Source organism: Microbacterium sp. USHLN186 (assembly GCF_037145155.1).
Classification (GTDB): domain Bacteria; phylum Actinomycetota; class Actinomycetes; order Actinomycetales; family Microbacteriaceae; genus Microbacterium.
Genome location: NZ_JBBCYA010000001.1, coordinates 50,139 through 76,017, shown reverse-complemented (window position 1 = coordinate 76,017; position 25,879 = coordinate 50,139). Strand labels below are relative to the sequence as shown.

The following is a 25,879-nucleotide window of genomic DNA, read 5'->3' as shown; positions in this document are numbered from 1 at the left end:
GGCTCAGGGTCCCATTCGACAGGCTCAGGGTCCCATTCGTGGGGGTGGCGCTATGCCGACGGCGAACACGGCCGAACCGGCATCCCACGGTCGTTACTCTCGATGTACACGGCGCCACCGCCGCTTCGCCCCGCGCGAAAAGGAGTCACAGCATGTTCGAGAGATTCACTGACCGAGCCCGTCGAGTGGTCGTCCTCGCCCAAGAAGAGGCGAAGATGCTCAACCACAACTACATCGGCACCGAACACATCCTGCTCGGCCTCATCCACGAGGGCGAGGGCGTCGCCGCGAAGGCGCTCGAGAGCCTGGGCATCTCGCTCGACGCGGTGCGCGAGCAGGTGCAGGACATCATCGGCCAGGGTCAGCAGCAGCCGACCGGCCACATCCCCTTCACGCCCCGCGCCAAGAAGGTGCTCGAGCTGAGCCTGCGCGAAGCGCTGCAGCTCGGCCACAACTACATCGGCACCGAGCACATCCTGCTCGGCCTCATCCGCGAGGGCGAGGGCGTCGCCGCCCAAGTGCTCGTCAAGCTCGGCGCCGACCTCAACAAGGTCCGCCAGCAGGTCATCCAGCTGCTCTCCGGCACCCCCGGCCGCGAGACCGCCTCGGTCGGCGCCACCACCAACGAGAACCAGCAGGCCGCTCAGGGCGGCTCGCAGGTGCTCGACCAGTTCGGTCGCAACCTCACCCAGGCGGCGCGCGACGGCAAGCTCGACCCCGTCATCGGCCGCGAGAAGGAGGCCGAGCGGGTCATGCAGATCCTCTCGCGCCGCTCGAAGAACAACCCCGTCCTCATCGGCGAGCCCGGCGTCGGCAAGACTGCCGTCGTCGAGGGCCTCGCCCAGGCAATCGTCAAGGGCAACGTCCCCGAGACGCTCAAGGACAAGCAGCTCTACTCGCTCGACCTCGGCTCGCTCATCGCCGGCTCCCGCTACCGCGGAGACTTCGAGGAGCGCCTGAAGAAGGTCACCAAGGAGATCCGCACCCGCGGCGACATCATCGTCTTCATCGACGAGATCCACACCCTCGTCGGCGCGGGCGCCGCGGAGGGCGCGATCGACGCCGCCAGCATCCTCAAGCCGCTGCTCGCGCGCGGTGAGCTGCAGACGATCGGCGCGACCACCCTCGACGAGTACCGCAAGTACTTCGAGAAGGATGCCGCGCTCGAGCGCCGCTTCCAGCCCGTGCAGGTCAACGAGCCGACCCTGCCGCACGCGATCAACATCCTCAAGGGACTGCGCGACCGCTACGAGGCGCACCACAAGGTGCAGATCACCGACGGCGCCCTCGTCGCGGCCGCGAACCTCGCCGACCGCTACGTGTCCGACCGCTTCCTGCCCGACAAGGCGATCGACCTGATCGACGAGGCGGGCGCGCGCCTGCGCCTCAGCATCCTGTCCTCCCCGCCCGAGTTGCGCGAGTTCGACGAGCGCATCGCGAAGGTGCGGCAGGACAAGGAGGCCGCCAGCGAGGAGCAGGACTTCGAGAAGGCCGCGTCGCTGCGCGACCAGGAGAAGGAGCTGCTCGGCGAGCGTCTGCGCCTCGAGAAGCAGTGGCGCGCGGGAGACATCGAGAGCCAGTCGGTCGTCGACGAGGGCCTGATCGCCGAGGTGCTCGCGCAGGCCACCGGCATCCCGGTCTTCAAGCTCACCGAGGAGGAGTCCAGCCGACTCGTCTTCATGGAGAAGGCGCTGCACCAGCGCGTCATCGGCCAGGAGGAGGCGATCGCCGCGCTCAGCCGCACGATCCGCCGCCAGCGCGCCGGCCTGAAGGACCCGAAGCGCCCCAGCGGCTCGTTCATCTTCGCCGGCCCCACCGGCGTCGGAAAGACCGAGCTCGCCAAGGCCCTCGCCGAGTTCCTGTTCGACGACGAGGCTGCGCTCATCTCGCTCGACATGAGCGAGTTCGGCGAGAAGCACACCGTCTCGCGTCTGTTCGGCGCCCCTCCCGGATTCGTCGGATTCGAAGAGGGCGGCCAGCTCACCGAGAAGGTGCGCCGCAAGCCGTTCTCGGTCGTGCTGTTCGACGAGATCGAGAAGGCGCACCCTGACATCTTCAACTCGCTGCTGCAGATCCTCGAAGAGGGACGTCTGACCGACGGTCAGGGACGCCTCGTCGACTTCAAGAACACCGTGATCATCATGACGACCAACCTCGGCTCGTCGGCGATCGCCGGTGGTCCGGTCGGCTTCCAGATCGAGGGCAACTCGCAGACGACGTACGAGCGGATGAAGGGCAAGGTCGACGAAGAGCTCAAGCGCCACTTCAAGCCCGAGTTCCTCAACCGACTCGACGACATCATCGTCTTCCCGCAGCTGAACAAGGACGAGCTGCGACAGATCGTCGGCCTGTTCACCAAGCAGCTCGGCGACCGCCTGCTCGACCGCGACATGACGGTGGAGCTGTCGGATGCCGCGAAGGACAAGCTCATCGACATCGGCTTCGACCCCGCACTGGGCGCGCGTCCGCTGCGTCGCGCCATGCAGCGCGAGATCGAGGACCAGCTCTCGGAGCGCATCCTGCACGGCCAGCTCAACACCGGCGACCACGTGAAGGTCGACGTCGAGAACGGCGCCTTCGTCTTCGAGCACGCTCCGCGCGGCGAGAAGGTGTCGGTCGGTGTGAACACCGGCGGCGGAATCTCCACCACGCCCGACCTCGCGGCGGGCTGAGCAGGCGGGCTGATCCGGCCGGACTGAGACGCAGAAGGGGGCGGATGCCATGGCATCCGCCCCCTTCGTCGCGCCGGGGATCAGCGCGGGTCGTTCCACGACCAGATGTCGTCGCCGCGCAGCGTGGCATCCGCCCCGCCGTCGTCGTAGATCACCTGACCGGCCAGGTGCGTGTTCTCCACACCGGTGAGCCAGATCAGCAGGTTGGCGATCGACTCCGGCGGCTGGTGGCTGTTCAGCGGCATCGGCACGGCCGCGTCGACCATCGCTCGACCCTCGTCAGTGGCCAGCAGCTGCTCGGTCATCGGCGTCAGCACGGTGCCGGGGGCGACCGCGTTCAGCGGGATGCCGGCGCCGGCCCACTCGGGGGAGATGGCGCGGCGGCGCACCCAGCGTGAGAGCGCGCGCTTCGAGGCGGGGTACACCTGGTACGCCTCGCGCGGACCCTGCGCCGTCAGCTCCTCGGCGATCGCGAGCGTCGCCGCCTCGTCGCCGGACAGCGCCGCCTCGACCAGCTCGGCCGGACTCGGCTGCAGCGACGCCATCGACGAGACCACCGCGGCGCGCGGAGCCTCGGAGCGCTCGAGCGCCGGACGCAGCGCCTCGAGCAGCTCGGTCACACCGAAGTAGTTGACCGAGAGCGTCTTGGGGATCGGCGCCGAGATGCCTGCGCACGCGATGACGCCATCGATCGTGCCGCCGGCGAGCTCGATCGCCCGAGCGGCGGCCGACTGACGACCCTCCGCCGTGCTGAGGTCGGCGTCGATGTCGGCGCCACGCAGGTCGATCCCGATCACCCGGGCGCCCCGCTCGCGCAGCAGGCGCGCGGTGGTCTCGCCGATGCCGGATGCCGATCCGGTGACGACATAGGTGCGGTTCATGACTGATCCTCCTGGGAATCGCGCCCCGGTCGGGAGCGCTGGTGGCCCCCGGCGGGGTCGCCGGGGGAGTCGGTGACGCCCAGCCGCTGGATGAGGTCGGCGACCTCGGCGGCGAAGGCGGTGGCGTCGGCGCGCGGACGATCGCGCAACGCACGGCGCATCATCCGGATGCCCTGTGCGAGCAGTCGCTGGTGCGCGGCCACGCCCTGCGCGGACAGGCGCACGATCGACACGCGACCGTCAAGCGGATCGACCTCGCGACGGATCATGCCCGCGCGCTCCAGCCGGGCGAGCTGCTTGCTCACCGTCGGGCGGCTGGCGTGCACGTCTTTGGCGAGATCCCCGGCCCGCATCGGCCCCCGCATGCCGAGCACATACAACGTCGACACGTCCGCGGCATCGACCTCCACCCCCGCCGTCTGCGCCACGCTGCGCTGCAGGGCGGGCGACGACCAGCGTGCGACCAGCAGGGTGAGCGACTGCAGCAGAGTGATCTCGGGGGAGGGTCCGGCACTGCTCATGCGACCAGACTATCGGTAGTTGCCTGAGGCAACTACCGGCGTTCCGCCGAGAGGAATCGCGAAGCTCCCAGCGGACCTCCGGATTCGCGCGGGTGGGGCAGCCCTAGTGTGGACACGTGACAGACTTCCTCGTCCGCCCGGCGCGCAGCACAGACGTCACCGGCATCCATGCCCTGCTCGAGCCGCTCGTCGACCAGCGCATCCTGCTCGGCAAGGACCTTGCGGTGCTCTACGGTGCCGTGCAGGAGTTCGTCGTGGCCGAGGCCGACGGCGAGCTCATCGGCTGCGGCGCACTGCACGTCATGTGGGAGGACCTCGGCGAGGTGCGCACCCTGCTCGTGCGCGACGAGTACCTGCGCCACGGCGTCGGTCGCGCCATCGTCACCGATCTCGAGCACCGCGCGCGCCAGCTCGGCCTCACTCGCCTGTTCTGCCTGACCTTCGAAACCGAGTTCTTCGCGCGCCGGGGCTTCGAGCCCATCGGCGAGCAGGTCGTCGACGCCGACGTGTACTCGCAGCTGCTGCGCAGCGGTGATGCCGGCGTCGAGGAGTTCCTCGATCTCGCACACGTCAAGCCGAACACGCTCGGCAACACGAGGATGCTCAAGCACCTGAATTAGCCTGGGAGCATGCCTCGCCAGTCCGCCGCCGTCTACCGTCGCCGCCGACTGGCGGTGCTGCTTCTGCTCGTGCTCGTCGCGGCCGTCCTCGCCGGCGGCGTGTGGCTCGCCGTCGCGCAGCCCTGGAGCGCGGGAGCGCCGTCGTCGGCGGCGACGAAGAGCGCGAATGCCGCGGGCGGCGCGGCTGCAGCGGATGCCACCGCCGACGCGCAACCGCATGCCGAGAAGAGCGCTGATCCCAGCGCCGAACCCGAGCCCTCTCCCACACCCGGGATCGCCGCGTGCACGGCATCCGATGTCACCGTGGTGGCGACGACCGACGCCGACACGTACCCGGCGGGGGAGCTGCCGAAGCTCTCGATCACGCTGACCAACACCGGCACCGAGGACTGCACGATGAACGTCGGCTCCAGCACTCAGAAGTTCACGGTGACCAGCGGATCCGACGTATGGTGGCGCTCCACCGACTGTCAGTCCGAGCCCAGTGACTTCATCGCCACCCTCGAGGCCGGCAAGACGGTGACCAGCGCCGATCCGGTGGTCTGGGATCGCACCCGCTCATCCGTGGACACCTGCGAGGAGAAGAACCGTCCGCGCGCGCCGGGCGGCGGCGCGTCGTACCGGGTGTCAGTCGAGATCGGCGGTTTCCAGAGCGATCAGCCGAAGCAGATCCTGTTGCGCTGAGCGAAATGCTCTGTCGGGAATCGTCAAATTGCACCTCCGGGGCTGACACAGTGGTCGTTTTGGGATACCATGGTGGAAGGTTCTTCGATCTGATGCGGTGAAGCCATCCCCAGTGGTGTCGATACCAGCGTCCCCAGCGCTTCGACAGTCACCGCGTCGAGAACCGGTGGGCCCTCCCGAGTTCCCCAGTCCCCAATGGAGGATTCGAGAGGGCCCCATTCTCTTAAGCTGGAGTCATGGCGAAGAAGAGGTCCGCGCGCACGCGCCCCGCACCCGAGGCCTTCCGCTCTGAAGCGCTGGCTCAGGCCCTCGAGAAGCAGGACATGGCCGCTGTCGCCCTGGCGCTGCGCAACGGCAACACCGTGGTGCCGCTCATCAAGCCCGGTGCGCGCGACAATCCGCTCGACAGCGGCGAGGTGTGGACGTATCGCGATCCGAACTCCGGCGACGTCGCGCTGCTGCTGTTCAGCGACGCGAAGAACAAGCCCGCGAACCTTCCCCCCGGCGTCGGCATCTACTCGCCGGCCTGGCTGAAGTCGTTCCTGACCACGCATCGCGACACGATCACCACGGTGTTCCTCGACATCGCGGGCCCGCATCCGATGCAGGCGCCGCCGGAGGAGCTGCGCCGCGCGCTGGACGCCTGAGAGAGCGCTCGCGACCGGAGACCGCTCAGAACGGCGGCACATCGTGCTCCGGCCGACGGGTGATCGTGTGCGAGCGGATGTCGCCGAGCGCCGCACGCAGGTTCTTCGAGCGATCGTCGACGACGCGCCGATACCCGAGGCGGGCGGCTTCGCTGCGCCGCTGCGCGGCCTGTGTCACCGGCCGGATCTCACCCGCCAACGACAGCTCGCCCACCGCGGCGATCATGCGCGGCACCGACACCTGGCGAATCGCGCCCGCCACAGCGACCGCGATCGCGAGATCGGCCGCGGGCTCGGTGAAGCGCACCCCGCCGACCGTGGAGACGTACACGTCGAGCTTGGAGGTGGCGATGCCGGCGCGCCGCTCGAGGATCGCCAGCACCATCGCCACGCGCGAGGAATCCAGCCCGTGCACCACGCGGCGCGGGTTCGGCGCGTTCGACTCGATCGTGAGCGCCTGCACCTCCACGGGCAGCGCGCGCCGGCCCTCCATCGCGATCGCCACGCACGTGCCCGGCTCGGCCGCACCCTGCGACAGGAACAGTCCGCTCGGATCGGGCACTTCCGCGATGCCGGCACCCGTCATCTCGAAGCAGCCGACCTCATCGGTCGGACCGAAGCGGTTCTTCAGCGCGCGGATGAAGCGCAGCGCAGTCTGGCGGTCGCCCTCGAAATGGCACACCACATCGACGAGATGCTCGAGCACGCGAGGACCGGCCACCTGACCGTCCTTGGTCACATGGCCGACGATGATCACGGGCAGGCCGCGATCCTTGGCGACGCGGATGAGCGTCGCGGCGACCTCGCGCACCTGACTCGGCTGCCCGGCTGCGCCGTCGATGAGACCGGAGGCCACGGTCTGCACCGAGTCGACGATCACCAGCTCGGGCCGCACCTCGTCGATGTGACCGAGGATCGTGGCGAGGTCGGTCTCGCTGGCCAGATACAGCTCGTCATGCAGCGCGTTCGTCCGCTCGGCACGCAGACGCACCTGCGCGGGGGACTCCTCTGCGCTGGCATACAGCACGCGCCGGCCGGCCCGGGCGGTGGCGGCGGCCACCTCGAGCAGCAGCGTCGACTTCCCCACACCCGGCTCGCCACTCAGCAGGATCGCCGCACCCGGCACGATCCCGCCGCCCAGCACCCGATCGAACTCGCCCACCCCACTCGTACGCCGCGGCGCGTCGGCCGTGGTGATCTCGGTGATCGGACGCGCGGCACGGGCCGCGAGCGGTGCGACGGCCTCGGTCTGGCGGACCAGACCGACCCGCGCCCCCTGCTCCTGCACCGTGCCCCACTGCTGGCACTCCCCGCACCGGCCGACCCACTTCGCGGTCGTCCAGCCGCACTCCGTGCAGACGAAGGCGGGCGGGGCGGGTCGACGGGTGCTGGCCATGCAGCAAGGCTAACCGCGGCATCCGACACCGACCCGCCGCGACCCGTGTTCCGGGTGCGCGCTCTTTGTCACGGCCGCGTGCTCCGCTGAGCCGGTTAGCCTGGCAGTCGCCGGAAGGAGATTCCATGACCGAGCCAGTCGCACTCACCCGACACCGCGATGTGGTGGCGGCGGCGCAGGATGCCGCGGCGTTCTCGAGCCGCGCGTCGCACCACCTGCACGTGCCCAACGGGATGGACGGCGCCGAGCACCGGGCGTTCCGTGAGATCGTCGAGCGCCAGATGACGCCGCAGGTCGTCGCCGGGCTGGAGCCGATGCTGCAGCGCACCGCGCAGGAGGTGGTCGCCGCGCTGCCCCGACACCAGCCCATCGACGCCGTCGGCGATCTGGGTGAGGTGTTCGCGGTGCGTGCGCAGTGCCGCTGGCTGGGCTGGCCCGCTGCTGTCGAGGGCGAGCTGCGCGACTGGATGGCCGAGAACTATGCAGCCGCGCGCGCTGCCGACAGCGCGCGCAACGCCGAGGTCGCCGCGTGGTTCGACCGGATCGTGGCGGCACAGGTCGCCGCGCACCGCGACATGGCGCCGTACGAACAGCAGACCGCCGCCGAGCGCCCGGTCGACGCCACGCACCGGCTGCTCGAGGAGCGCGTGCACGGGCGGCCGCTCACCGAGGAGGAGATCGTCTCGATCCTGCGCAACTGGACGGCGGGGGATCTCGGCTCCCTCGCGCGCTGCGTCGGCGTCGTGGTGCACCGCCTGGCTGAGCGCCCGCGCTGGCAGCAGCGCCTGCGCATGCTCGCCCGGGAGCTGCCCGCACAGTCCGACGAGTTCGACGCGATCCTCGGCGAGTGCCTGCGGCTCGATGACCCGTTCGTCGCGAACAAGCGCGTCACGACCTGCCCCGTCACCACTCCCTCGGGGCAGTTCATCGCCGAGGACACGCCCGTGCTGCTGGACTGGACAGCCGCGAACCGGGACCCTGACGTCTTCTCGCCGGCGTTCGACCCGCACGGCCACGCCGCGCACAATCTCGTCTTCGGCACCGGGCCGCATGTGTGTCCGGGACGAGATCTCTCCTACGCCGAGCTGCGCGCCGTGACCGCCGCGCTGCTCACGGCCACCGCGCTCATCTCACCGGCGGAGGGACGCCAACCCGTCCGGCACGAGCCGCCGCTGGCCGGGTGGGCGCAGCTTCCGATCGTGCTGGGCTGAGCGCGCACGCCGAGCTGAGCGCGCCGCGGCTCACGCGACCTTGCGGCCCACGTCGCGCAGCATCCCGGCCACCACCAGCGCGAACGCTCCGACCAGCACCAGCAGCCACAGGCCCAGGTGATACGAGTTCGTCGACGCGTCGTACGTTACGCCCATCACCAGCGGGGGGAAGTAGCCACCCAGGCCGCCGGCTGCCGCGACCACGCCGCTGACCGCGCCGACTTTCTCCTTCGGCGTGGACGGCCCGATCCAGGCGAACACCGCGCCCATGCCCAGCCCCATCGCGCCGGCCATCAGGATGAACGTCACCCCGGTGACGATGCCCTCCGCGGGCTGCTGCCCGACGACGTACGCGAGGGTGACGATCCCGCCCAGCGAGACCAGCGAGATCACCTTCGGACCGAAGCGGTCGGCCAGCACGCCACCGATGGGCCGCGCCACCACGGCGGCAGCGGCGAACAGCGCAGTGCGCATGCCTGCCCCGAGCACATCAACCTCCGACGGATAGATGGTGGTGAGGTACTTCGGCAGGAAGGTCGAGAACGCCACGAATCCGCCGAAGACGATGCCGTACAGGAACGCCATCTCCCAGGTCACCGGCAGCTTCAGCGCCCCGGCCACCTTGGGCACAAGCTTCTCGTGGTTCGGCTGCCACTGCGGCGACTCGCGCATGAAGAACCACACCAGCACGGCCATCACCACCAGGGCGGCGGCGATGAGCAGATGGGTGGGCAGGTAGCCGATGTCCTGCGCCAGGCGCGGGGTCATCAGCGCCGACACCGCCGTGCCGATCATCCCCATGCCGAACACGCCGGTGGCGAAGCCGCGCCGCTCGGGCGGGAACCACGCCCCCGAGAACGGCACGCCCGCGGCGAAGATGGTGCCGGCGACGCCCAGGTAGAACCCCGCGATGATCAGCAGCGGGAAGCTGCGGATGCTGCCCGCGAGCGCCACCAGCAGCACCGCCGGCACCGACAGCAGCAGCACCGCGGTGAACATCTTCCGTCCGCCGAAGCGGTCGGTCATCGCCCCGATGAGGATGCGGCCGAGTGCGCCGACGAGCACCGGGGTGGCCAGCATGAGCGAGATCTGACCCTCGTCCAGCCCCATCTCAGTGGCGTAGGTGCGCTGCAGCGGCGATATCGACATCCACGCCCAGAAGGCGACGGTCGAGGCGAGAGTGGCCAGGAGCACCTGCGCGAATCCGCCCTTGAGCGAGGTCGACGTCGGTGCGGGGGAGGTGGTGGCAGCAGTCATCATGCATCCCTTCGATAACGGTGACGGTAGCGCGCTTCACCGATCCCAGCCACATCTTGCACCGTGGAAAAGATCCGGGCACGCAGCATCCGATCTGATTAAAAACGGCGCGTGCTTGCCTCGCGATGCCGTGGCAGACAGGATGCTGGAGTACCAGCCGTTCTCCGGAAGGAACAGAGATGACCCCCGGAACCACCACTCATCGCGACGCCGCGACCGACGGAGCGCTCGCCGATGCGCTGCTGAACATGGGCCGTTTCGTCCGGCCCGGCGAGACCTCGGAGGACCTGCGCGCGGTCTTCCTGCAGGGCGGCCGATCGGGCGATTCGTTCTATCGCGACCGCTGGTCGCACGACAAGGTGGTGCGCTCCACGCACGGCGTGAACTGCACCGGGTCGTGCTCGTGGAAGGTGTACGTCAAGGACGGCATCATCACGTGGGAGGCGCAGCAGACCGACTACCCCAGCGTCGGACCGGACTCGCCGGAGTACGAGCCACGCGGCTGCCCCCGCGGCGCGGCGTTCAGCTGGTACACCTACTCGCCCACCCGGGTGCGCTATCCGTACATCCGCGACACGCTCGCCCGCATCTACCGGGAGGCGAAGGCGCAGCATCCGGACCCCGTCGACGCCTGGGCGTCGATCGTCGAGGATCCCGAGAAGGCCCGCTCGTACAAGCGGGTCCGCGGCAAGGGCGGGCTGGTGCGCACCACGTGGGACGAGGTGATGGAGATCGCCGCCGCCGCGCACGTGTACACCGTGAAGACCTACGGACCCGACCGCATCGCGGGCTTCTCGCCGATCCCGGCGATGTCGATGGTCTCGCACGGCGCGGGATCGCGATTCATGAACCTCATCGGCGGCACCATGCTGTCGTTCTACGACTGGTACGCCGACCTGCCCGTCGCCAGCCCGCAGGTGTTCGGCGACCAGACCGACGTGCCCGAGTCGGCCGACTGGTTCAACGCCGGCTACCTGATCATGTGGGGCTCGAACGTGCCGGTCACGCGCACGCCAGACGCGCACTTCATGGCCGAGGCGCGCTACCGCGGCCAGAAGGTCATCACCGTCTCGCCCGACTACACCGACAACACGAAGTTCGCCGACGAGTGGGTCGCCCCGCACCCCGGCACTGACGGCGCGCTGGCCTTCGCGATGGGACACGTGATCCTGCGCGAGCACTTCGTCGAGAAGCGCACCGCGCGCTTCGAGGACTACATGCGCCGCTACACCGACGCGCCGTTCCTCGTCGAGCTCGAGCAGCGCGACGGCGTGCTGGTGCCCGGCAAGTTCGTCACCGCCTCCGACCTCGACGGGCCGGACGCGGCGCAGGCGCGCGCCGACTTCAAGCCGGTGCTGATGGACGCCGACGGCACCCCGGTCGTGCCCAACGGCTCGCTCGGGCACCGCTTCACGCCCGAGGACGAGGGGCGCTGGAACCTCGACCTGGGCGACGTGGTGCCGCCCCTGTCGGTCGCCGACCTCGCCGACTGGGCGGGCGAGGCCGCCGAGGTGCACCTGCCGCGATTCGACCTCGACCCGCAGGCCGGTCAGGAGCACGCCGGCGGATCCGGCGCGGTCACCAGGGGCGTGCCGGTGCGGACCGTGGCGGGCAAGACCGTCACGACGGTGTTCGACCTCATGCTCGCGCAGTACGGCGTCGGCCGCGACGGCCTGCCGGGTCAGTGGGCCGCCGGCTACGACGACGCGTCCAGCCCGGGGACACCGGCCTGGCAGGAGGAGCACACCTCGGTGCCCGCCGCACAGGCGACGCGCATCGCCCGCGAGTTCGCCGACAACGCCGATCGCTCGGGCGGACGCTCGATGATCATCATGGGCGCCGGCGCCAACCACTGGTTCCACTCCGACACCATCTACCGCACCTTCCTCGCGCTGACCACCATGACCGGATGCCAGGGCGTGAACGGCGGCGGGTGGGCGCACTACGTCGGGCAGGAGAAGGTGCGCCCGATCACCGGCTACCAGCAGTACGCGGCCGCGGCCGACTGGGGCCGCCCGCCCCGGCACACGATCGGCACGGCGTTCTTCTACCTCGCCACCGACCAGTGGCGCTACGACGGACTGCCCGCCGACCAGCTGGCCTCGCCGCTGGGCCTCGGCAGGTTCGAGGGACGCACCACCGCGGACTGCCTCGTCGAGTCGGTGCAGCGCGGATGGATGCCGAGCTACCCGACCTTCGACCGCAACCCGCTCGAGCTGGCCGATGAGGCCGAGGCCGCCGGCAAGGACCCGGCCCAGCACGTCGTCGACAGCCTGGACGACGGCTCGCTGCACTTCGCCGTGGAGGACCCGGATGCCCCCGAGAACTTCCCCCGCGTGATGAACATCTGGCGGGCGAACGTGCTCGGCTCGTCGGGCAAGGGCAACGAGTACTTCCTCAAGCACCTGCTCGGTACGGACGCATCGTTGCGCGCCCAGGAGGCGCCGGAGGGATCGCGGCCGGTGTCGATGACCTGGCATGAGAAGGCTCCAGAGGGCAAGCTCGACCTGCTGATGACGGCGGATTTCCGCATGACCAGCACCACGCTGTTCAGCGACATCGTGCTGCCGGCGGCGACCTGGTACGAGAAGCACGACCTGTCGTCGACCGACATGCATCCCTTCATCCACGCCTTCAACCCGGCGATCGCCCCGCCGTGGCAGACGAAGACCGACTTCGACACGTTCCGCATCCTCGCCGAGAAGTTCAGCGCCATGGCGCGCACGCACCTCGGCGTGCGTCGCGACGTGGTCGCCACACCGCTGCAGCACGACACCCCCGACGTGATGGCCACCCCGCACGGACGCGTGCAGGATCTGCCGCGCGTGCCTGGGGTGACCATGCCGAAGCTGGCCGTCGTCGAGCGCGACTACCCGAACCTCGCCGAGCGGTGGAAGACGCTGGGCCCGCTCACCGGGAAGCTCGGGCTGACCACGAAGGGGATCACCTATCGCGCCGAGCCGGAGATCGAGCGCCTGGCGCACCTGAACGGCACGACGACATCCGGACCGTACGCGGGCAGCGTGCGCCTGGACACCGACAAGCGCGCGTGCGAGATGATCCTCGCGATGTCGGGCACGAGCAACGGCCGCCTGGCGGTGCAGGGCTTCGAGAAGCTCGAGCAGCACACCGGGCAGAAGATGACCTTCCTCGCCGATGAGCACGAGGGCACGCGCCTGAGCTTCCAGGACGTGTCGGTGCAGCCGCGCAGCGTGATCACCTCGCCGGAATGGTCGGGCTCAGAGCACGGCGGACGGCGCTACACGGCGTTCGCGATCAACGTCGAGCACCTCAAGCCGTGGCACACCCTCACCGGACGCCAGCACTTCTACCTCGACCACGACTGGATGGACGAGCTCGGCGAGACGCTGCCGATCTACCGCCCGCCGCTGGACATGCACCGGCTGTTCGGCGACGTCATCCCGGGCAAGAGCACGCACACCGAGGTGCACGTGCGCTACCTGACCCCGCACTCGAAGTGGTCGATCCACTCCGAGTACCAGGACAACCTGTTCATGCTCTCGCTCTCGCGCGGTGGCCCCACGATCTGGATGAGCCCGAAGGACGCCGAGAAGATCGGGGTGCGCGACAACGACTGGATCGAGTCGTACAACCGCAACGGCGTCGTGGTCGCGCGTGCGAACGTGTCGCACCGGATGCCGGAGGGCACGGTGTACATGTACCACGCGAAGGATCGCACGGTCGATGTGCCGCTGAGCGAGATGAGCGGCCAGCGCGGCGGCATCCACAACTCCCTCACCCGCATCCTGCTCAAGCCCAGCCATCTCATCGGCGGCTACGCGCAGCTGGCATGGGCGTTCAACTATCTCGGACCGACCGGCAACCAGCGCGACGAGGTCACCACGATCCGCCGCCGCAACCAGGAGGTGCAGTACCGATGAAGGTGATGGCTCAGATGTCGATGGTGATGAACCTCGACAAGTGCATCGGATGTCACACCTGCTCGGTGACGTGCAAGCAGGCGTGGACCAACCGCACCGGCGTGGAGTACGTGTGGTTCAACAACGTCGAGACCCGCCCCGGCGTCGGCTACCCGCGCGGCTACGAGGACCAGCAGAAGTGGGGCGGCGGCTGGGTGCGCGACAAGCGCGGCCGGCTGCGGCTGCGCTCGGGCGGCCGGCTGGCCAAGCTCGCGCGCATCTTCTCCAACCCGAAGCTGCCGGGCATCGACGACTACTACGAGCCGTGGACCTACGACTACGACATGCTCGTGGACGCGCCGAACAGCGCGCACACCCCGGTGGCCCGGCCGAAGAGCCTCATCACCGGCAAGGACATGAAGGTCTCGTGGTCGGCGAACTGGGACGACGACCTGGGCGGATCGATCGAGACCATGCAGGACGACCCCATCCTGCAGAAGATGAGCGAAGAGGTGCAGGCCGAGTTCGAGAAGGCCTTCATGTTCTACCTGCCGCGCATCTGCGAGCACTGCCTGAACCCGTCGTGCGTGGCATCCTGCCCCTCCGGCGCGATGTACAAGCGCGCCGAGGACGGCATCGTGCTCGTCGACCAGGACGCCTGCCGCGGCTGGCGGATGTGCGTGAGCGGATGCCCGTACAAGAAGGTCTACTTCAACCACAAGACCGGCAAGGCCGAGAAGTGCACCATGTGCTATCCGCGCATCGAGGTCGGTCTGCCGACGGTGTGCTCGGAGACCTGCGTCGGCCGGCTGCGCTATCTCGGACTCGTGCTCTACGACGCCGACCGCGTCGCCGAGGCGGCGGCCGTGGAGGACGAGCACGAGCTGCTCGCCGCGCAGCGGTCGGTGCTGCTCGACCCGCACGACCCCGCGGTGATCGAGGCCGCGCGACGCGACGGCATCCCGGAGGACTGGATCGAGGCCGCGCAGCGCAGCCCCGTCTGGCGCCTCATCCACGACTACGAGGTGGCGCTGCCGCTGCATCCGGAGTACCGCACCATGCCGATGGTCTGGTACATCCCGCCGCTCTCGCCGGTCGTCGACGTCGTGACCGGATCGGGCAACGACGGAGAGGATGCCAGGACGCTGTTCGCCGCGATCGACAAGCTGCGCATCCCCATCGGCTACCTCGCCGAGCTGTTCACCGCCGGCGATCCGGTGCCCGTCGACGCGTCGCTGCGGCGCCTCGCCGCGATGCGCTCGTACATGCGCGGGGTGAGCATCGACGACGAGCGCGATGAGCGGATCGCGAACGCGGTCGGAATGACCGGTGCCGAGATCGAGGAGATGTACCGCCTGCTCGCCATCGCCAAGTACGAGGAGCGCTACGTCATCCCCGCCGCGCACTCCGAACGCGCGCACGAACTGGAGGAGATGGCCTGCTCGCTGGACTACGACGGCGGCCCGGGCATGGGCGGCGCCGGCGGACCGTTCGGCGCGGCCAGCGGCACCTCCGTGCCGGTCGCGGTGGAGAACTTCCACGCGCTGGCCGACCGGCAGACCGCGGACCGGCCCTCCTCACCCGGACGCGTGAATCTGCTGAACTGGGACGGCAACGGCCGGCCGCACGGACTGTTCCCGCCGTCCGACCGCGCGCAGCCCCGGCAGTACGACGACGACGTCGTCGACTTCCCCGGCGACGCCGCACAGCAGCGCACGGAGGACCCGCGATGAGCACCGTCCTGCCGCCGCGCGTCACACCGCGGCGCCGGCTGCCGGACGCCCTGACGCCGGCATCCCTCACCTCCACCCAGCGACAGACCGTGCACATGCTCGTGTCGCTGCTGCTGGACTATCCCGACGCGCAGTGGTTCGAACGACTCGATGTCTTCGACGCGCATGCCGCCACGCTGCCCGCGCCGATCGCCGAGCCGCTGCAGCGCTTCCTGCGGACGGCGCGCGGTGCGGGAGTGTCCGAGTGGCAGCAGCGCTACGTCACCACGTTCGATCTCAAGCGCAAGTGCTCGCTGTATCTCAGCTACTACGCCACCGGCGACACGCGGCGGCGGGGCACGGCGCTGGTCACCTTCCTCGACGCGTACCGCGCGGCGGGGTGGGAGTTCGACGCGCCCGAGCTGCCCGACTATCTGCCCGCCGTTCTGGAGTTCTCAGCGCGGTCGCAGTCGGACGTGGCGGATGCCGTGCTCGCTGCGCACCGCGAGGGCATCGAGGTGCTGCGTGCGGCGCTGGAGGGCATGGACAGCCCGTGGGCCGACGTGGTGCGCGCCGTGACGCTGTCGCTGCCGAAGGTCGACCAGCGCATCCGCGAGCGCGTGCTCGCACTCGTCAACGAGGGCCCGCCGACCGAGACGGTCGGGATGAGCCTGCCCATGCCCGCCTTCCGCCGAACAGGGGAGTGATCATGAACACGATGCAGGTACTGCTCTGGGTGGCGCTGCCGTACGTGTGCGCGGCGGTGTTCATCTTCGGGCACATCTGGCGCTACCGTTACGACAAGTTCGGCTGGACGACGCGTTCCTCGCAGAGCTATGAGAACCGGATGCTGCGGTGGGGCTCGCCGATGTTCCACCTCGGCATCCTCATGGTCATCGCCGGACACGTGGTGGGACTGCTCATCCCGCGCGAGTGGCTGTACGCGGTCGGCGTCAGCGAGGAGATCTACCACATCGGCGCGACGGTGCTCGGCTCGTTCGCCGCGGTGCTCACCCTCGCCGGCCTCGCCATCCTCGTCTTCCGGCGCCGCACGGTGCCCGCGGTCTTCCTCGCCACCACCGTGATGGACAAGATCATGTTCGTCTTCCTCGGAGCGACGCTCGTGTTCGGTACCCTCGCCACGGTCGTGTACCAGGTGTTCGGTCACGGCTTCCACTACCGAGAGAGCATCTCGCCGTGGATCCGCGAGCTGATGATCTTCCGCCCGCGACCCGAGCTGATGCTCGAGGTGCCGCTGCTGTTCCAGCTGCACGTCATCACGGCGCTGCTGCTGTTCGCGCTGTGGCCGTTCACGCGGCTGGTGCACGTGTTCTCGGCGCCGGTGGGATATCTGTTCCGGCCGTACATCGTGTACCGCTCGCGAGACGATCACCGCGGGTCGCGAGCGCCGAAGCGGGGATGGGATCCGGTGTCGACCCCCGACCCGGCGCGGCTGCGGCGTCCCTGAGCTGCCTGGGTCGCTGAGCCTGTTGGGCCCCTGAGCCTGTCGAAGGGCCTGGCTCCGGGACGTTCCCTTCGTTCGCAGAGTGGGGCCCCTCCGCTCCGCTCCTCCCCAATGCTCACTCCGGGAACGTCCCTGCGCCCTACTCGGTGTGCAGCCGGCGGCGGTGGAGAGTGAAGAGGGGAGAAGGGGTCAGCGGGTGGCTGCTACCGGCTGGTGGAGGCCACCGCGGCGGCGAACTCCGTGCCCGGGGCCGCCAGCACCTCGCCGAGTGAACCCTCTTGGGTGGGGCGGCCGTGCTCGAGGATCAGCAGCCGATCGGCGAGAGCCTGGGCGTCGGCGATCGTGTGCGAGACGACGATCGTCGTGGTGCCGTGCAGCTGGTCCCGCACGACCTCGCGCAGCTGCGCGGCGGCGAGCACATCGAGTGAGCTGAACGGCTCGTCGAGCAGCAGCAGGCGCGGCCGCGCCGCGAGGGCACGGGCGAGCGCCACGCGCTGACGCTGACCTCCGGAGAGCTGGTCGGGACGGCGATCGCCGAGGCCGGCGAGGCCGATGCGCGGCATCCATTCCTCGCCGACCGCCACGGCCTCGGCGCGCGAGGAACCGGCCGAACGCGCGGCGAACGCGATGTTCCCGACGGCGGTCATGTGCGGGAACAGCAGGGGATCCTGACCGAGCAGCCCGATCGAGCGCCGCGACGGGGGCGTGTGCCGCATGGCATCCGCAAGCCGCTGCCCGTCGATGTGGACGTGCCCCGCGCCGAGGCGCGTGAGGCCGGCGATCGCATCCAGCAGCGTGGTCTTGCCGGCGCCACTCGGGCCCATCACGGCGAGCACCTCGCCGGGGCGCACCGACAGGTGCACGTCGAGACCGGCGTGCGCGACGACGACGTGCGCGTCCAGAGCGCCGGTCACCGCAGCGCCCCCGGCCGCCAGGCCCGCACGAGCAGCAGCACGACGACCGCCGTCGCGAGCAGCAGGATCGACAGGGCCACCGCCGTCTCGCGCCCGGTGCCCGCGCCGTTGAACGCGGTGTAGATCGCCAGCGGCATGGTCTGCGTCACGCCGGGGGCGTTGCCGGCGAACAGCGCTGTCGCACCGAACTCGCCGATCGCGCGCGCGAAGCACAGGATCACCCCGACCACGATGCCGGGCGCCGCCAGCGGCAGCGTCACCCGCCACAGCACCCGCCACGGGCGCGCGCCGAGCGTCGCCGCGGTGCGCTCGTACCGTCCGCCGACGCTGCGCATGGTGCCCTCCACGGCCAGCACGAGGAACGGCAGCGCGACGAACGCCTGCGCGAGCACCACCGCCGCAGGGGTGAACGGCAGCGTCAGGTCGAAGGCATCCGACAGCATCCGGCCGAGCGGACTGGTGCGCCCGAACAGGAACAGCAGCGCCACGCCGCCGACCATGGGCGGCAGCACCAGCGGCACCGCGACCAGCGCACGCAGCAGGGCGGACACGCGCGGCCCCGAGCGCGCCATGAGCAGCGCCAGCGGCAGGCCGAGCACCAGGCACAGCCCGGTCGCGGCCAGGCCGCTGACGAGCGACAGCCGCAGCGCGTCGAGCGCGGCGCGCGAGGTGATGTCCTGCCAGAGCGTCGCCCAGGAGGCGCGGGTGATCAGTGCCAGCAGGGGCAGGATCAGCAGCAGCACGCCGAGGAGCGCCGGAGCGATCAGCGTGAACGGCGTGCCGGTGCCGGTGTCGCGGATGCCGCCGTGCCGTCCCCGCCGCGGCCCTCCTGCGGGCGCACTCACGGCGCGCCGAAGCCGAGCTTCGCGAGGATCTGCTGCGCCTCATCCCCGCGCACGAACTCGGCGAAGGCGACCCCCGCCTCGCTCGCATCCCGCAGGGCGACGATCGGGTACCGGTTGACGACTTCATCCGCACCGGCGGGCGCGAAGCTCTCGACGGCGTCGTCGCCGATGACATCGGTGGCGTACACGAGGCCGGCATCCGCCTCGCCCGCCGCGATCTTCTGCAGCACGGCGGTGACATTCTGCTCGAGACTCGCCGGGGTGACCTTCACACCGGCCGCGTCCAGCAGCTTCGTCGACGCGGCGCCGCAGGGCACCTCGGGGGCGCACAGCACCGTGACCGCGTCGGCGAGGTCGTCGAGTGAGTCGACGTCACCGGGGTTGCCGGCGGGAACGGCCACGACCAGGGTGTTGGTGGCGAACAGCTGCGGGTCGACGGCAAGGCCACTGTCGACGAGGGTCTGCATGTTGCGCTCGTCGGCGGTGGCGAGCACGTCGGCGCGCGCGCCTTCTTGCAGCTGGGTCACCAGGGTGCTCGAGCCGTCATAGACGATGGGCCGGACGGTGACGCCCGGGTACTGCTGCTCGAACGAATCGGCGATCTCATCGAACGCGGTGCTCAGCGACGCGCCGGCGAACACCGTCACCTCGCCGGTCGGGCCGGGCTGCTCGGTGCCCGGGCCGGAGCTCTCGGCGTTCGGGTCGAGGCCGTCGCCGCTGTGGGCCGACGTCGTGCAGCCGGTGAGCAGCAGCATCCCGAGCAGCGCGGCGATCCCGATTCTCCGCAGCCTCATCACAGTCCCTCCTTCGGCGTCTCGACGATCACGTTCGTCGCCTTGATCACGGCAGAGGCCAGTGACCCCGGCTGCAGATCGAGCTGCCGCGCGGCCTCGGCCGACAGCAGCGACACGACCCGGTGCGGACCGGCCTGGATGTCGACCTGGGCCATCACTCCGTCGATCTGCACCCGCGTGACGAGACCGGTGAAGCGGTTGCGCGCGCTGGAGAGCAGGTCGGAGTCGTCGCCGGGGGCGTCGGCCAGGCGCTGCGCGTGCTCAGCGAGGGCCGCGCCGGGGATGCGGGCGGGGGAGTCCCCGGTCACGGGCAGGGCACCGTGGTCGACCCACCGTCGCACGGTGTCGTCGCTGACCCCGAGCAGACGGGCGGCATCGGCGATGCGGTAGGAGCTCATGATGCGAGCCTAGGGCGCTGCTCCCGCATCTGCTGGTTTTCTGGCGGTGTTTTTCCGCTTGTGCGGTCGTCGGGCTGGAGGTCGGTGGCTCGCGTGGCCGGGATGGTGCTCTCCCGGGGGCGGATACCGCGAGGCCGGCCACCTGAGCCCGGGGATGCGACGCCAACCGGCGTTCGGCCGGGTTTCCCGGCGAGCGGTGCTGGCCTGCGGCGTGCGGGAACCGTACGCTCGGAGTATGCCCCTGCCTCCCCTCGTCGCGCCGGTCGACGCCCTGAGCGACGCCGAGCGCCTGCGCACCGCGCGCCACCAGGTGCTCGCCGGTCTGGGCGAGATCGGGCAGCGCCGTCTGCGTGCGGCGCACGTCGCGGTCGTCGGCGCCGGGGGACTGGGGGCGCCGGTGGTGCTCGCGCTCGCCGCCGCCGGAGTGGGCACCATCACGATCATCGACGACGACGACGTCGAGCTGTCGAACCTGCAGCGGCAGATCATGCACCGCCGCGGCGACGTCGGCCGACCGAAGGTCGACAGTGCCGTGCGCGTCGCCGCTGATCTCTCGCCGGAGACGGTCGTGCGTCCGCTGCGCGTGCGACTGGCATCCGGCAACGCCGCGGATCTGCTCGCCGGCGCGGATCTCGTGATCGACGGCACCGACACCTTCGAGACGCGACTCGTGGTCGCCGCGGCCGCCGAGCGGCTCGGCATACCGCTCGTGTGGGGTGTGATCCAGGAGTTCGCCGCGCAGATCACGGTGTTCTGGTCGTCGCCACCGAAGGGCGCCGACGCCGTCGTGCTCGGCGACCTCTACCCCGAGGGGAGCGTCGGCGAGCTGCCCACGTGCGCCGCCGTGGGCGTGTTCGGGGCGCTGTGCCTGCAGACGGGATCGATCCTCGCGATGGAGGCGATCAAGCTGATCACCGGCATCGGCGACCCGCTGCTCGGCAGAGTGATGGTGATCGACGCGCTGCGTGCCAGGACCAGCGAGGTCCCGTTGCGCTCGTCGCGCGCTCGGTGGAAGCCGAGCCCGGAGGCCCCGGCGCCTGCTCCGCACATCGCGGTCGATGAACTCACGGCCGCGTCGGACGCCGGCGCGCTGCTGCTGGACGTGCGGGAGGATGCCGAGGTCGCGGCCGGCATGATCGCCGGTGCCCGGCATGTGCCCCTGGCGCGCGTGCTCGCCGAGCCCGAGGCGATCGACGGTGAGCGCATCGTCGTGATCTGCCAGGCAGGGGTGCGCGCGCGGCGTGCGGCGGATGCCCTGCGCGCTGTCGGGCGCGACGCCGTGGTCCTCGCCGGCGGCATGGACGCCTGGGCCGCGCAGGAGTCCCCCCGATGACGCCCGCCCCCGCCCCCGCCCCCGCCCGTCCTTCCGGTACCGCTTCTCCTTCCGGTATGAGTTCGTGCCGCTGGAACGCGTCGCAAGCGGCACGAAGTCATACCGGAGCGAATCAGCGGTTTTGGGGGCGGGGACGGCGAGACGGAGAGGATCGGGGATGAGAACGGTCGAGGAGCAGCTGGAGCGCGTGCTCGCCGAAGTGCGGCAGCGACCGGGCGTCGCAGTCCCTCTGGACGAAGCGCGCGGGCTCACCCTGCACGCCGACGCCCACGCCGCGACCGCCGTGCCGCCCTTCGACAACTCCGCGATGGACGGCTTCGCGGCGCGCGCGGCGGACGTCGCGGATGCCGCCGTAGAGCATCCGGTCACCCTGCGCGTGGTCGCCGACATCCCCGCCGGCAGCGGGCTCGATCCCGCCATCGGCCCCGGCGAGGCCGCGAGGATCATGACCGGCGCGCCGGTGCCCGCCGCCGCCGACGCCGTCATCCCGTTCGAGGACACGGCCGGCGGCCTGGCCGACTCGCTCGACACGGCCGTCGTGCTGCGCCCGCCGAAGACGCCCGGCGCGCACATCCGTCGCGCCGCCGGCGACGTCGCCGTGGGGGCGAATGTGCTCGCCGCCGGCATGCTGCTGGGGCCGCGTCAGCTCGCGGCACTGGCATCCGCAGGCATCTCGCACGTGACGGTCGCACCCCGCCCGCGCGTCGCGATCGTCTCGACCGGTACGGAGCTCGTGCCCGCCGGCGCGCCGCTGCAGCACGGGCAGATCCCCGAATCGAACGGCATCCTGCTCGCCGGCCTCGCCGCCGAGGCAGGCGCCGACATCGTGCTGCGCCGCGTGGTCGACGACGAGGGCGACGGCCCGGCAGATGCTGTGGCCGAGGCGCGGCGTCTGGACGCCGACGTCATCGTCTTCTCCGGCGGGGTGAGTGCAGGCGCGTACGAGGTCGTGAAGCAGAGCATGGGCGAGGCGATGGAGTTCGCGAAGATCGCCATGCAGCCCGGCAAGCCGCAGGGCTTCGGCGCGGATGACGGGATGCTGCTGTTCGGCCTGCCCGGCAACCCGGTCAGTGCTGCGGTGTCGTTCGAGGTGTTCGTGCGGCCGGCCCTGCTGCGCATGCAGGGGCGCGCTCAGATCCACCGCCCGCGACGGATGCTGCCGGCCGGCGCCGACTGGCGCACGCCGCCCGGACGCCGGCAGTACCTGCCCGCGATCATCGACCGCACCGACCCCGCGCAGCCCGTGGTGCGCCCGGCCACCGCGGGCGGCTCGGGCTCGCACCTCAGCGTGGGACTCGGCGCCGCCGAGGCCTACGCCATCGTCCCCGCCGAGACGGAGCAGGTCTCCGTCGGCGATCCCATCGAAGTCATGGAGCTGTGATGACCTTCACCCATCTGGATTCCGCCGGGCATGCCCGCATGGTCGACGTCACCGAGAAGACCCCGACCGTGCGCGCCGCGACCGCGCGCGGATTCGTGCGCTGCGCCGCCGAGACCGTGGCGCTGCTCCGCGACGGCTCTGTGCCCAAGGGCGACGTGCTCGCAGTGTCGCGCATCGCCGGCATCCAGGCCGCCAAGCGCACCCCTGAGCTCCTGCCCCTCGCGCACGTGATCGGCGTGCACGGTGCGGTCGTCGACCTGGACATCGAGGACGAGGGCGTGGCCATCGAGGCCACCGTGCGCACCGCCGATCGCACCGGCGTCGAGATGGAGGCGCTCACCGCCGTCTCGGTCGCCGCGCTGTCGGTGATCGACATGATCAAGGGCGTCGACAAGTCGGCGTCGATCGAGAACCTGCGCATCACGGCCAAGGAGGGCGGCCGCAGCGGGTCGTGGCGACGGCCCGGCGAATGACGCCCAGTCCGTCGCCCGGCGGGATCGTGCTCGTCGGGGGGCGCTCGCGACGCATGGGCGGCGGGGCGAAGCCGCTGCTCGAGGTGGGCGGGCGGACGCTGCTGAACCGGATGCTGACGGCGCTGCAGGATGCCGGATCCGCTCCGATCATCGCGGTGGGGCCCCTGCTCGACGCGACCGCCGATGTGCGCTGGGTGCGAGAGGACCCGCCGTTCACCGGTCCTGTCGCCGCGATCGCCGCCGCGCTCGCCGCGCTGACCGAGCCGATCCCGCCGTGGATGCTGGTGCTCGCCGGCGATCTGCCGCACGCCGCGCGCCTCGTCCCCACGTTGATCGGGGCGACCGCATCCGCCTCCGCTGACGACGACGCGGCGGTGTTCACCGCACATGGGCACCCGCAGTGGCTGGCCGGCGCGTATCGCACCCGTGCGCTGCGCGAAGCGTTGCGCGCACAGGAGGGAGCGCTCGACGACGCGTCCTGCCGCGCCGTGCTCGGCGGACTGCGGATAGCCTGGCTGTCAGACGACGACGGCGTCACCGCCGACATCGACACGCCGGCCGACCTGGCGCGCATGCGCGCCGTCTTCGAGGAGGAACGATGAGCGAGTCAAGCCGCACCCTGCCGCCCGAGGCGCTGGACGCGTGGGCAGCGGCGCTGCGCGAGCGCTTCACGCTGGACGCCGCCGACGTGCCGATCGCGCTCATCCTCGATCTCGCGCGCGACGTCGCGACCGGCGTGGCGCGGCCCGCCGCGCCGTTCAGCGCGTTCGTGGCCGGTCTGGTCGCCGGGCGCGCGGGCGGCACGCCCGAGCAGGTGCGCGAGACGGTCGCCGCCGTCGTCGCGCTCGCACAGGACTGGCACGAGAAGGAGGCGTGAGATGACCACCGAGCAGATCCCCGCACAGCGGACGGCCACGGTGCGCTTCTTCGCGGCCGCGCAGGAGGCGGTCGGGCAGGACGCGATGACGACGGATGCCGAGACTCTCGGCGCCCTGAAGACGGCGCTGCTCGCGCAGCATCCGGCACTGACCGGCATCCTTCCGCGGTGCGCGGTGCTGGTCGACGGCGCGCGGGTGGACGACGATTTCGCACTGACCGGCGCGCAGACGATCGACGTGCTGCCGCCCTTCGCCGGGGGCTGAGCCCCGATCCCGCCCGGAGACCAGTCGGCGCGCGTCAGCCGCCGATGCCCTTCCAGGCGGTCGTGCCGTCGGCCTCGACCTGTCGCTTCCACACCGGCAGCTCGCGCTTGATCGCCTCGATCACCTCGCGGCAGACCGTGAACGACGCGTCGCGGTGCGACGACGCCACCGCGATCGCGACCGCGGCCTCGCCCACCGCCAGTCGGCCGACGCGGTGGCTGACCGCGACGACGGCATCCGTCTGGCCGACCGCCGCCTCGGCGATGCGCTGCAGTGCCGCCTCGGCATCCGGATGCGCGCTGTACTCGAGGGCGACCACGGCACCGGCGGCATCCGGATCGTGGTCGCGGACCCGGCCGACGAAGGTCGCGACCGCTCCCGCGGTGGAGCTGTCGACGGCCGCGATGTGCTCGTCGAGCGAGAGCGGCTGCTCGCTGATGCGGGCGAGGCGGACGGTCATCGGTGGTCCTCTCCTTCGAGCTGCGCCAGCACGTGCGCGGCGACCGACAGCACGACGGGCATGCCCTCGGCCACGGCGCGCGGCGAACCGGGCAGGTTGACGATCAGGGCATCGCCGGCGACGCCGGCCAGCCCGCGGGTGAGCATCGACATCGGCGTCTGCGCGAGGCCGCTGCGGCGCAGCTCCTCGGCGACTCCGGGCAGGGCGCGCTCGATCACCCGGGCGGTGCCCTCGGGGGTCTCGTCGCGCGGAGCGACGCCGGTGCCGCCGCTGGTCACGATCAGTCGGATGCCGGATGCGCGCAGGTCGCGCAGCGCGCGCTCGACGGCATCCGCCCCGTCGGGGATGACCGCGGGGTCGGCGCACGCGAACCCGGCCTCGCGCAGCGCGGCCACGGCCACCGGACCGGCCGCGTCGTCGCGCACGCCGGATGCCGAGCGATCCGAGACGGTGAGCACGGCGGCGGCGATCATGTCCCCACACTATCCGCGCGGGATGCCGGCGATGCGCGGGCGATTATTCACGGCCCATGCGCACCGTGAAAAACCTCAGCCCTGGGAGGATGGGCGCATGAGCAGCAGCGCGGTCGCATACGGACCGATATCGAGTTATTCGCGCGTGCGGATCCTGCACCTGGTGCAGACGCGCGCCGAGCGCACGATCAGCGAGCTCTGCGAGGCGACCGGGCTGCACGCCAACACGATCCGCGAGCACCTGCAGCGTCTGATCGAGGGCGGCTACGTCATCCAGACCACCGAGCACCGCACCACCCGCGGACGTCCGCGCACCCTGTACAGCGCCGCCACCGGCATGCCCGACGCGTCGAGCGCCGTCGCGCGCGACAAGGTCGCAGAGGCCGCCCGACGCGGCGACATGATGCGCCGCCTGCTCGCCGAACCCGATTCGCAGCTGGGTCGCGAGGCCACGTACCAGCTGGACGCCCTCGTCGAGCACCTTGAGGAGAGCGGCTTCGAGCCGGTCGTGGACGAGACCACGATGACCGTCGAGCTGAGCCCGTGCCCGCACGCCGCCAGCGCACCGCAGCACCGACCGACCCTGTGTCAGGTGCATCTCGGCCTCATGCAGGGTGTGCTCACCCAGGCGGGCGGCCCGCTCGCCGCGGACTGCGTGCTCGCCGCACAGCGCCCGGCGGAGTGCACCGTGCAGCTGCGCCTCACGGCCTGACCGGTCC

General features: G+C 70.8%; 26 protein-coding genes. 16 read left to right on the top strand and 10 right to left on the bottom strand.

Annotated elements, in window-relative coordinates:
* Positions 1–152: 152 nt before the first annotated feature.
* Entirely contained in the window at positions 153–2,672 is a 2,520-nt protein-coding gene (locus tag WFG93_RS00385; RefSeq protein ID WP_336644334.1) for an ATP-dependent Clp protease ATP-binding subunit, read from the top strand.
* An 80-nt stretch (positions 2,673–2,752) separates the two neighbouring features.
* Here WFG93_RS00385 and WFG93_RS00380 read toward each other — a convergent pair whose 3' ends face one another.
* Entirely contained in the window at positions 2,753–3,553 is an 801-nt protein-coding gene (locus tag WFG93_RS00380) for an SDR family oxidoreductase (RefSeq protein ID WP_336644333.1), read from the bottom strand.
* On the bottom strand, positions 3,550–4,074 hold the full coding sequence (locus WFG93_RS00375) for a MarR family winged helix-turn-helix transcriptional regulator (RefSeq protein WP_336644332.1): 525 nt from the start codon (positions 4,072–4,074) through the stop codon (positions 3,550–3,552). The genes WFG93_RS00380 and WFG93_RS00375 overlap by 4 nt, the downstream gene beginning before the upstream one ends.
* Before the next feature lie 116 nt (positions 4,075–4,190).
* On the opposite strand from WFG93_RS00375, the gene WFG93_RS00370 reads away from it, so the two are divergent.
* From WFG93_RS00370 to WFG93_RS00360, 3 genes are all read left to right on the top strand, one after another.
* On the top strand, positions 4,191–4,694 hold the full coding sequence (locus WFG93_RS00370; protein WP_336644331.1) for an amino-acid N-acetyltransferase: 504 nt from the start codon (positions 4,191–4,193) through the stop codon (positions 4,692–4,694).
* 9 nt (positions 4,695–4,703) lie between these two features.
* Entirely contained in the window at positions 4,704–5,378 is a 675-nt protein-coding gene (locus WFG93_RS00365; protein ID WP_336644330.1) for a hypothetical protein, read from the top strand.
* Positions 5,379–5,614: 236 nt separating this feature from the next.
* Entirely contained in the window at positions 5,615–6,025 is a 411-nt protein-coding gene (locus WFG93_RS00360; RefSeq protein WP_336644329.1) for a dehydrogenase, read from the top strand.
* A 25-nt stretch (positions 6,026–6,050) separates the two neighbouring features.
* Here WFG93_RS00360 and radA read toward each other — a convergent pair whose 3' ends face one another.
* Complete coding sequence (radA, locus tag WFG93_RS00355; protein WP_336644328.1) at positions 6,051–7,421, bottom strand: DNA repair protein RadA; 1,371 nt, start codon at positions 7,419–7,421, stop codon at positions 6,051–6,053.
* Positions 7,422–7,546: 125 nt separating this feature from the next.
* On the opposite strand from radA, the gene WFG93_RS00350 reads away from it, so the two are divergent.
* Positions 7,547–8,632, top strand: a complete 1,086-nt coding sequence (locus tag WFG93_RS00350) for a cytochrome P450 (RefSeq protein ID WP_336644327.1) — start codon at positions 7,547–7,549, stop codon at positions 8,630–8,632.
* Between the two features lie 30 nt (positions 8,633–8,662).
* Here WFG93_RS00350 and WFG93_RS00345 read toward each other — a convergent pair whose 3' ends face one another.
* Entirely contained in the window at positions 8,663–9,889 is a 1,227-nt protein-coding gene (locus WFG93_RS00345) for an MFS transporter (RefSeq protein ID WP_336644326.1), read from the bottom strand.
* A 179-nt stretch (positions 9,890–10,068) separates the two neighbouring features.
* On the opposite strand from WFG93_RS00345, the gene WFG93_RS00340 reads away from it, so the two are divergent.
* The 4 genes from WFG93_RS00340 to narI are packed head-to-tail and all read left to right on the top strand — an operon-like array spanning position 10,069 to position 16,950.
* Positions 10,069–13,791 carry a nitrate reductase subunit alpha gene (locus WFG93_RS00340; protein ID WP_336644325.1) on the top strand — a complete coding sequence of 1,241 codons (3,723 nt, stop codon included), beginning with the start codon at positions 10,069–10,071 and terminating at the stop codon, positions 13,789–13,791.
* Positions 13,788–15,503, top strand: coding sequence for a nitrate reductase subunit beta (narH, locus tag WFG93_RS00335; RefSeq protein ID WP_336644324.1), 1,716 nt, complete (start codon positions 13,788–13,790; stop codon positions 15,501–15,503). The genes WFG93_RS00340 and narH overlap by 4 nt, the downstream gene beginning before the upstream one ends.
* Entirely contained in the window at positions 15,500–16,189 is a 690-nt protein-coding gene (gene narJ, locus WFG93_RS00330) for a nitrate reductase molybdenum cofactor assembly chaperone (RefSeq protein ID WP_336644323.1), read from the top strand. Before narH ends, narJ begins: the two co-directional genes overlap by 4 nt.
* A gap of 2 nt (positions 16,190–16,191) precedes the next feature.
* Positions 16,192–16,950 carry a respiratory nitrate reductase subunit gamma gene (gene narI / locus WFG93_RS00325; RefSeq protein WP_336644322.1) on the top strand — a complete coding sequence of 253 codons (759 nt, stop codon included), beginning with the start codon at positions 16,192–16,194 and terminating at the stop codon, positions 16,948–16,950.
* 200 nt (positions 16,951–17,150) lie between these two features.
* On the opposite strand, the gene WFG93_RS00320 is transcribed toward narI, so the two are convergent.
* From WFG93_RS00320 to WFG93_RS00305, 4 genes are read right to left on the bottom strand one after another with little or no spacing between them, the layout of a single operon-like run.
* Positions 17,151–17,861: an ATP-binding cassette domain-containing protein gene (locus WFG93_RS00320; protein WP_336644321.1), complete on the bottom strand. Its 711-nt coding sequence runs from the start codon at positions 17,859–17,861 to the stop codon at positions 17,151–17,153.
* The gene (locus WFG93_RS00315) at positions 17,858–18,661 is read right to left on the bottom strand and encodes an ABC transporter permease (protein WP_336645034.1); all 804 of its coding nucleotides are present in this window, start codon (positions 18,659–18,661) and stop codon (positions 17,858–17,860) included. The genes WFG93_RS00320 and WFG93_RS00315 overlap by 4 nt, the downstream gene beginning before the upstream one ends.
* A gap of 41 nt (positions 18,662–18,702) precedes the next feature.
* On the bottom strand, positions 18,703–19,500 hold the full coding sequence (gene modA, locus WFG93_RS00310) for a molybdate ABC transporter substrate-binding protein (protein WP_336644320.1): 798 nt from the start codon (positions 19,498–19,500) through the stop codon (positions 18,703–18,705).
* Positions 19,500–19,898, bottom strand: coding sequence for a TOBE domain-containing protein (locus WFG93_RS00305; RefSeq protein WP_336644319.1), 399 nt, complete (start codon positions 19,896–19,898; stop codon positions 19,500–19,502). Before WFG93_RS00305 ends, modA begins: the two co-directional genes overlap by 1 nt.
* Before the next feature lie 235 nt (positions 19,899–20,133).
* Between WFG93_RS00305 and WFG93_RS00300 the strand changes: the two genes are divergently transcribed.
* The 6 genes from WFG93_RS00300 (at position 20,134) to WFG93_RS00275 (ending at position 24,227) form a co-directional block, all read left to right on the top strand.
* Positions 20,134–21,231: a ThiF family adenylyltransferase gene (locus WFG93_RS00300; RefSeq protein ID WP_336644318.1), complete on the top strand. Its 1,098-nt coding sequence runs from the start codon at positions 20,134–20,136 to the stop codon at positions 21,229–21,231.
* 157 nt (positions 21,232–21,388) lie between these two features.
* A complete protein-coding gene (locus tag WFG93_RS00295; protein WP_336644317.1) occupies positions 21,389–22,612 on the top strand; it encodes a molybdopterin molybdotransferase MoeA in 1,224 nt (407 codons plus the stop codon).
* Positions 22,612–23,085, top strand: a complete 474-nt coding sequence (gene moaC / locus WFG93_RS00290) for a cyclic pyranopterin monophosphate synthase MoaC (protein ID WP_101188781.1) — start codon at positions 22,612–22,614, stop codon at positions 23,083–23,085. Before WFG93_RS00295 ends, moaC begins: the two co-directional genes overlap by 1 nt.
* Complete coding sequence (gene mobA / locus WFG93_RS00285) at positions 23,082–23,687, top strand: molybdenum cofactor guanylyltransferase (RefSeq protein WP_336644316.1); 606 nt, start codon at positions 23,082–23,084, stop codon at positions 23,685–23,687. The genes moaC and mobA overlap by 4 nt, the downstream gene beginning before the upstream one ends.
* The gene (locus WFG93_RS00280; RefSeq protein WP_336644315.1) at positions 23,684–23,962 is read left to right on the top strand and encodes a DUF6457 domain-containing protein; all 279 of its coding nucleotides are present in this window, start codon (positions 23,684–23,686) and stop codon (positions 23,960–23,962) included. The genes mobA and WFG93_RS00280 overlap by 4 nt, the downstream gene beginning before the upstream one ends.
* 1 nt (position 23,963) lies before the next feature.
* Positions 23,964–24,227, top strand: coding sequence for a MoaD/ThiS family protein (locus WFG93_RS00275; RefSeq protein WP_336644314.1), 264 nt, complete (start codon positions 23,964–23,966; stop codon positions 24,225–24,227).
* Between the two features lie 34 nt (positions 24,228–24,261).
* Here the strand turns inward: WFG93_RS00275 and WFG93_RS00270 are convergent, their stop codons facing one another.
* Together WFG93_RS00270 and WFG93_RS00265 are read right to left on the bottom strand one after the other, a co-directional pair.
* Positions 24,262–24,687 carry a molybdenum cofactor biosynthesis protein MoaE gene (locus tag WFG93_RS00270; protein WP_336644313.1) on the bottom strand — a complete coding sequence of 142 codons (426 nt, stop codon included), beginning with the start codon at positions 24,685–24,687 and terminating at the stop codon, positions 24,262–24,264.
* Positions 24,684–25,160, bottom strand: a complete 477-nt coding sequence (locus WFG93_RS00265) for a MogA/MoaB family molybdenum cofactor biosynthesis protein (protein ID WP_336644312.1) — start codon at positions 25,158–25,160, stop codon at positions 24,684–24,686. Before WFG93_RS00265 ends, WFG93_RS00270 begins: the two co-directional genes overlap by 4 nt.
* Before the next feature lie 97 nt (positions 25,161–25,257).
* Between WFG93_RS00265 and WFG93_RS00260 the strand changes: the two genes are divergently transcribed.
* Positions 25,258–25,872 carry a helix-turn-helix transcriptional regulator gene (locus WFG93_RS00260; protein WP_336644311.1) on the top strand — a complete coding sequence of 205 codons (615 nt, stop codon included), beginning with the start codon at positions 25,258–25,260 and terminating at the stop codon, positions 25,870–25,872.
* The last annotated feature ends 7 nt before the right edge of the window (positions 25,873–25,879 follow it).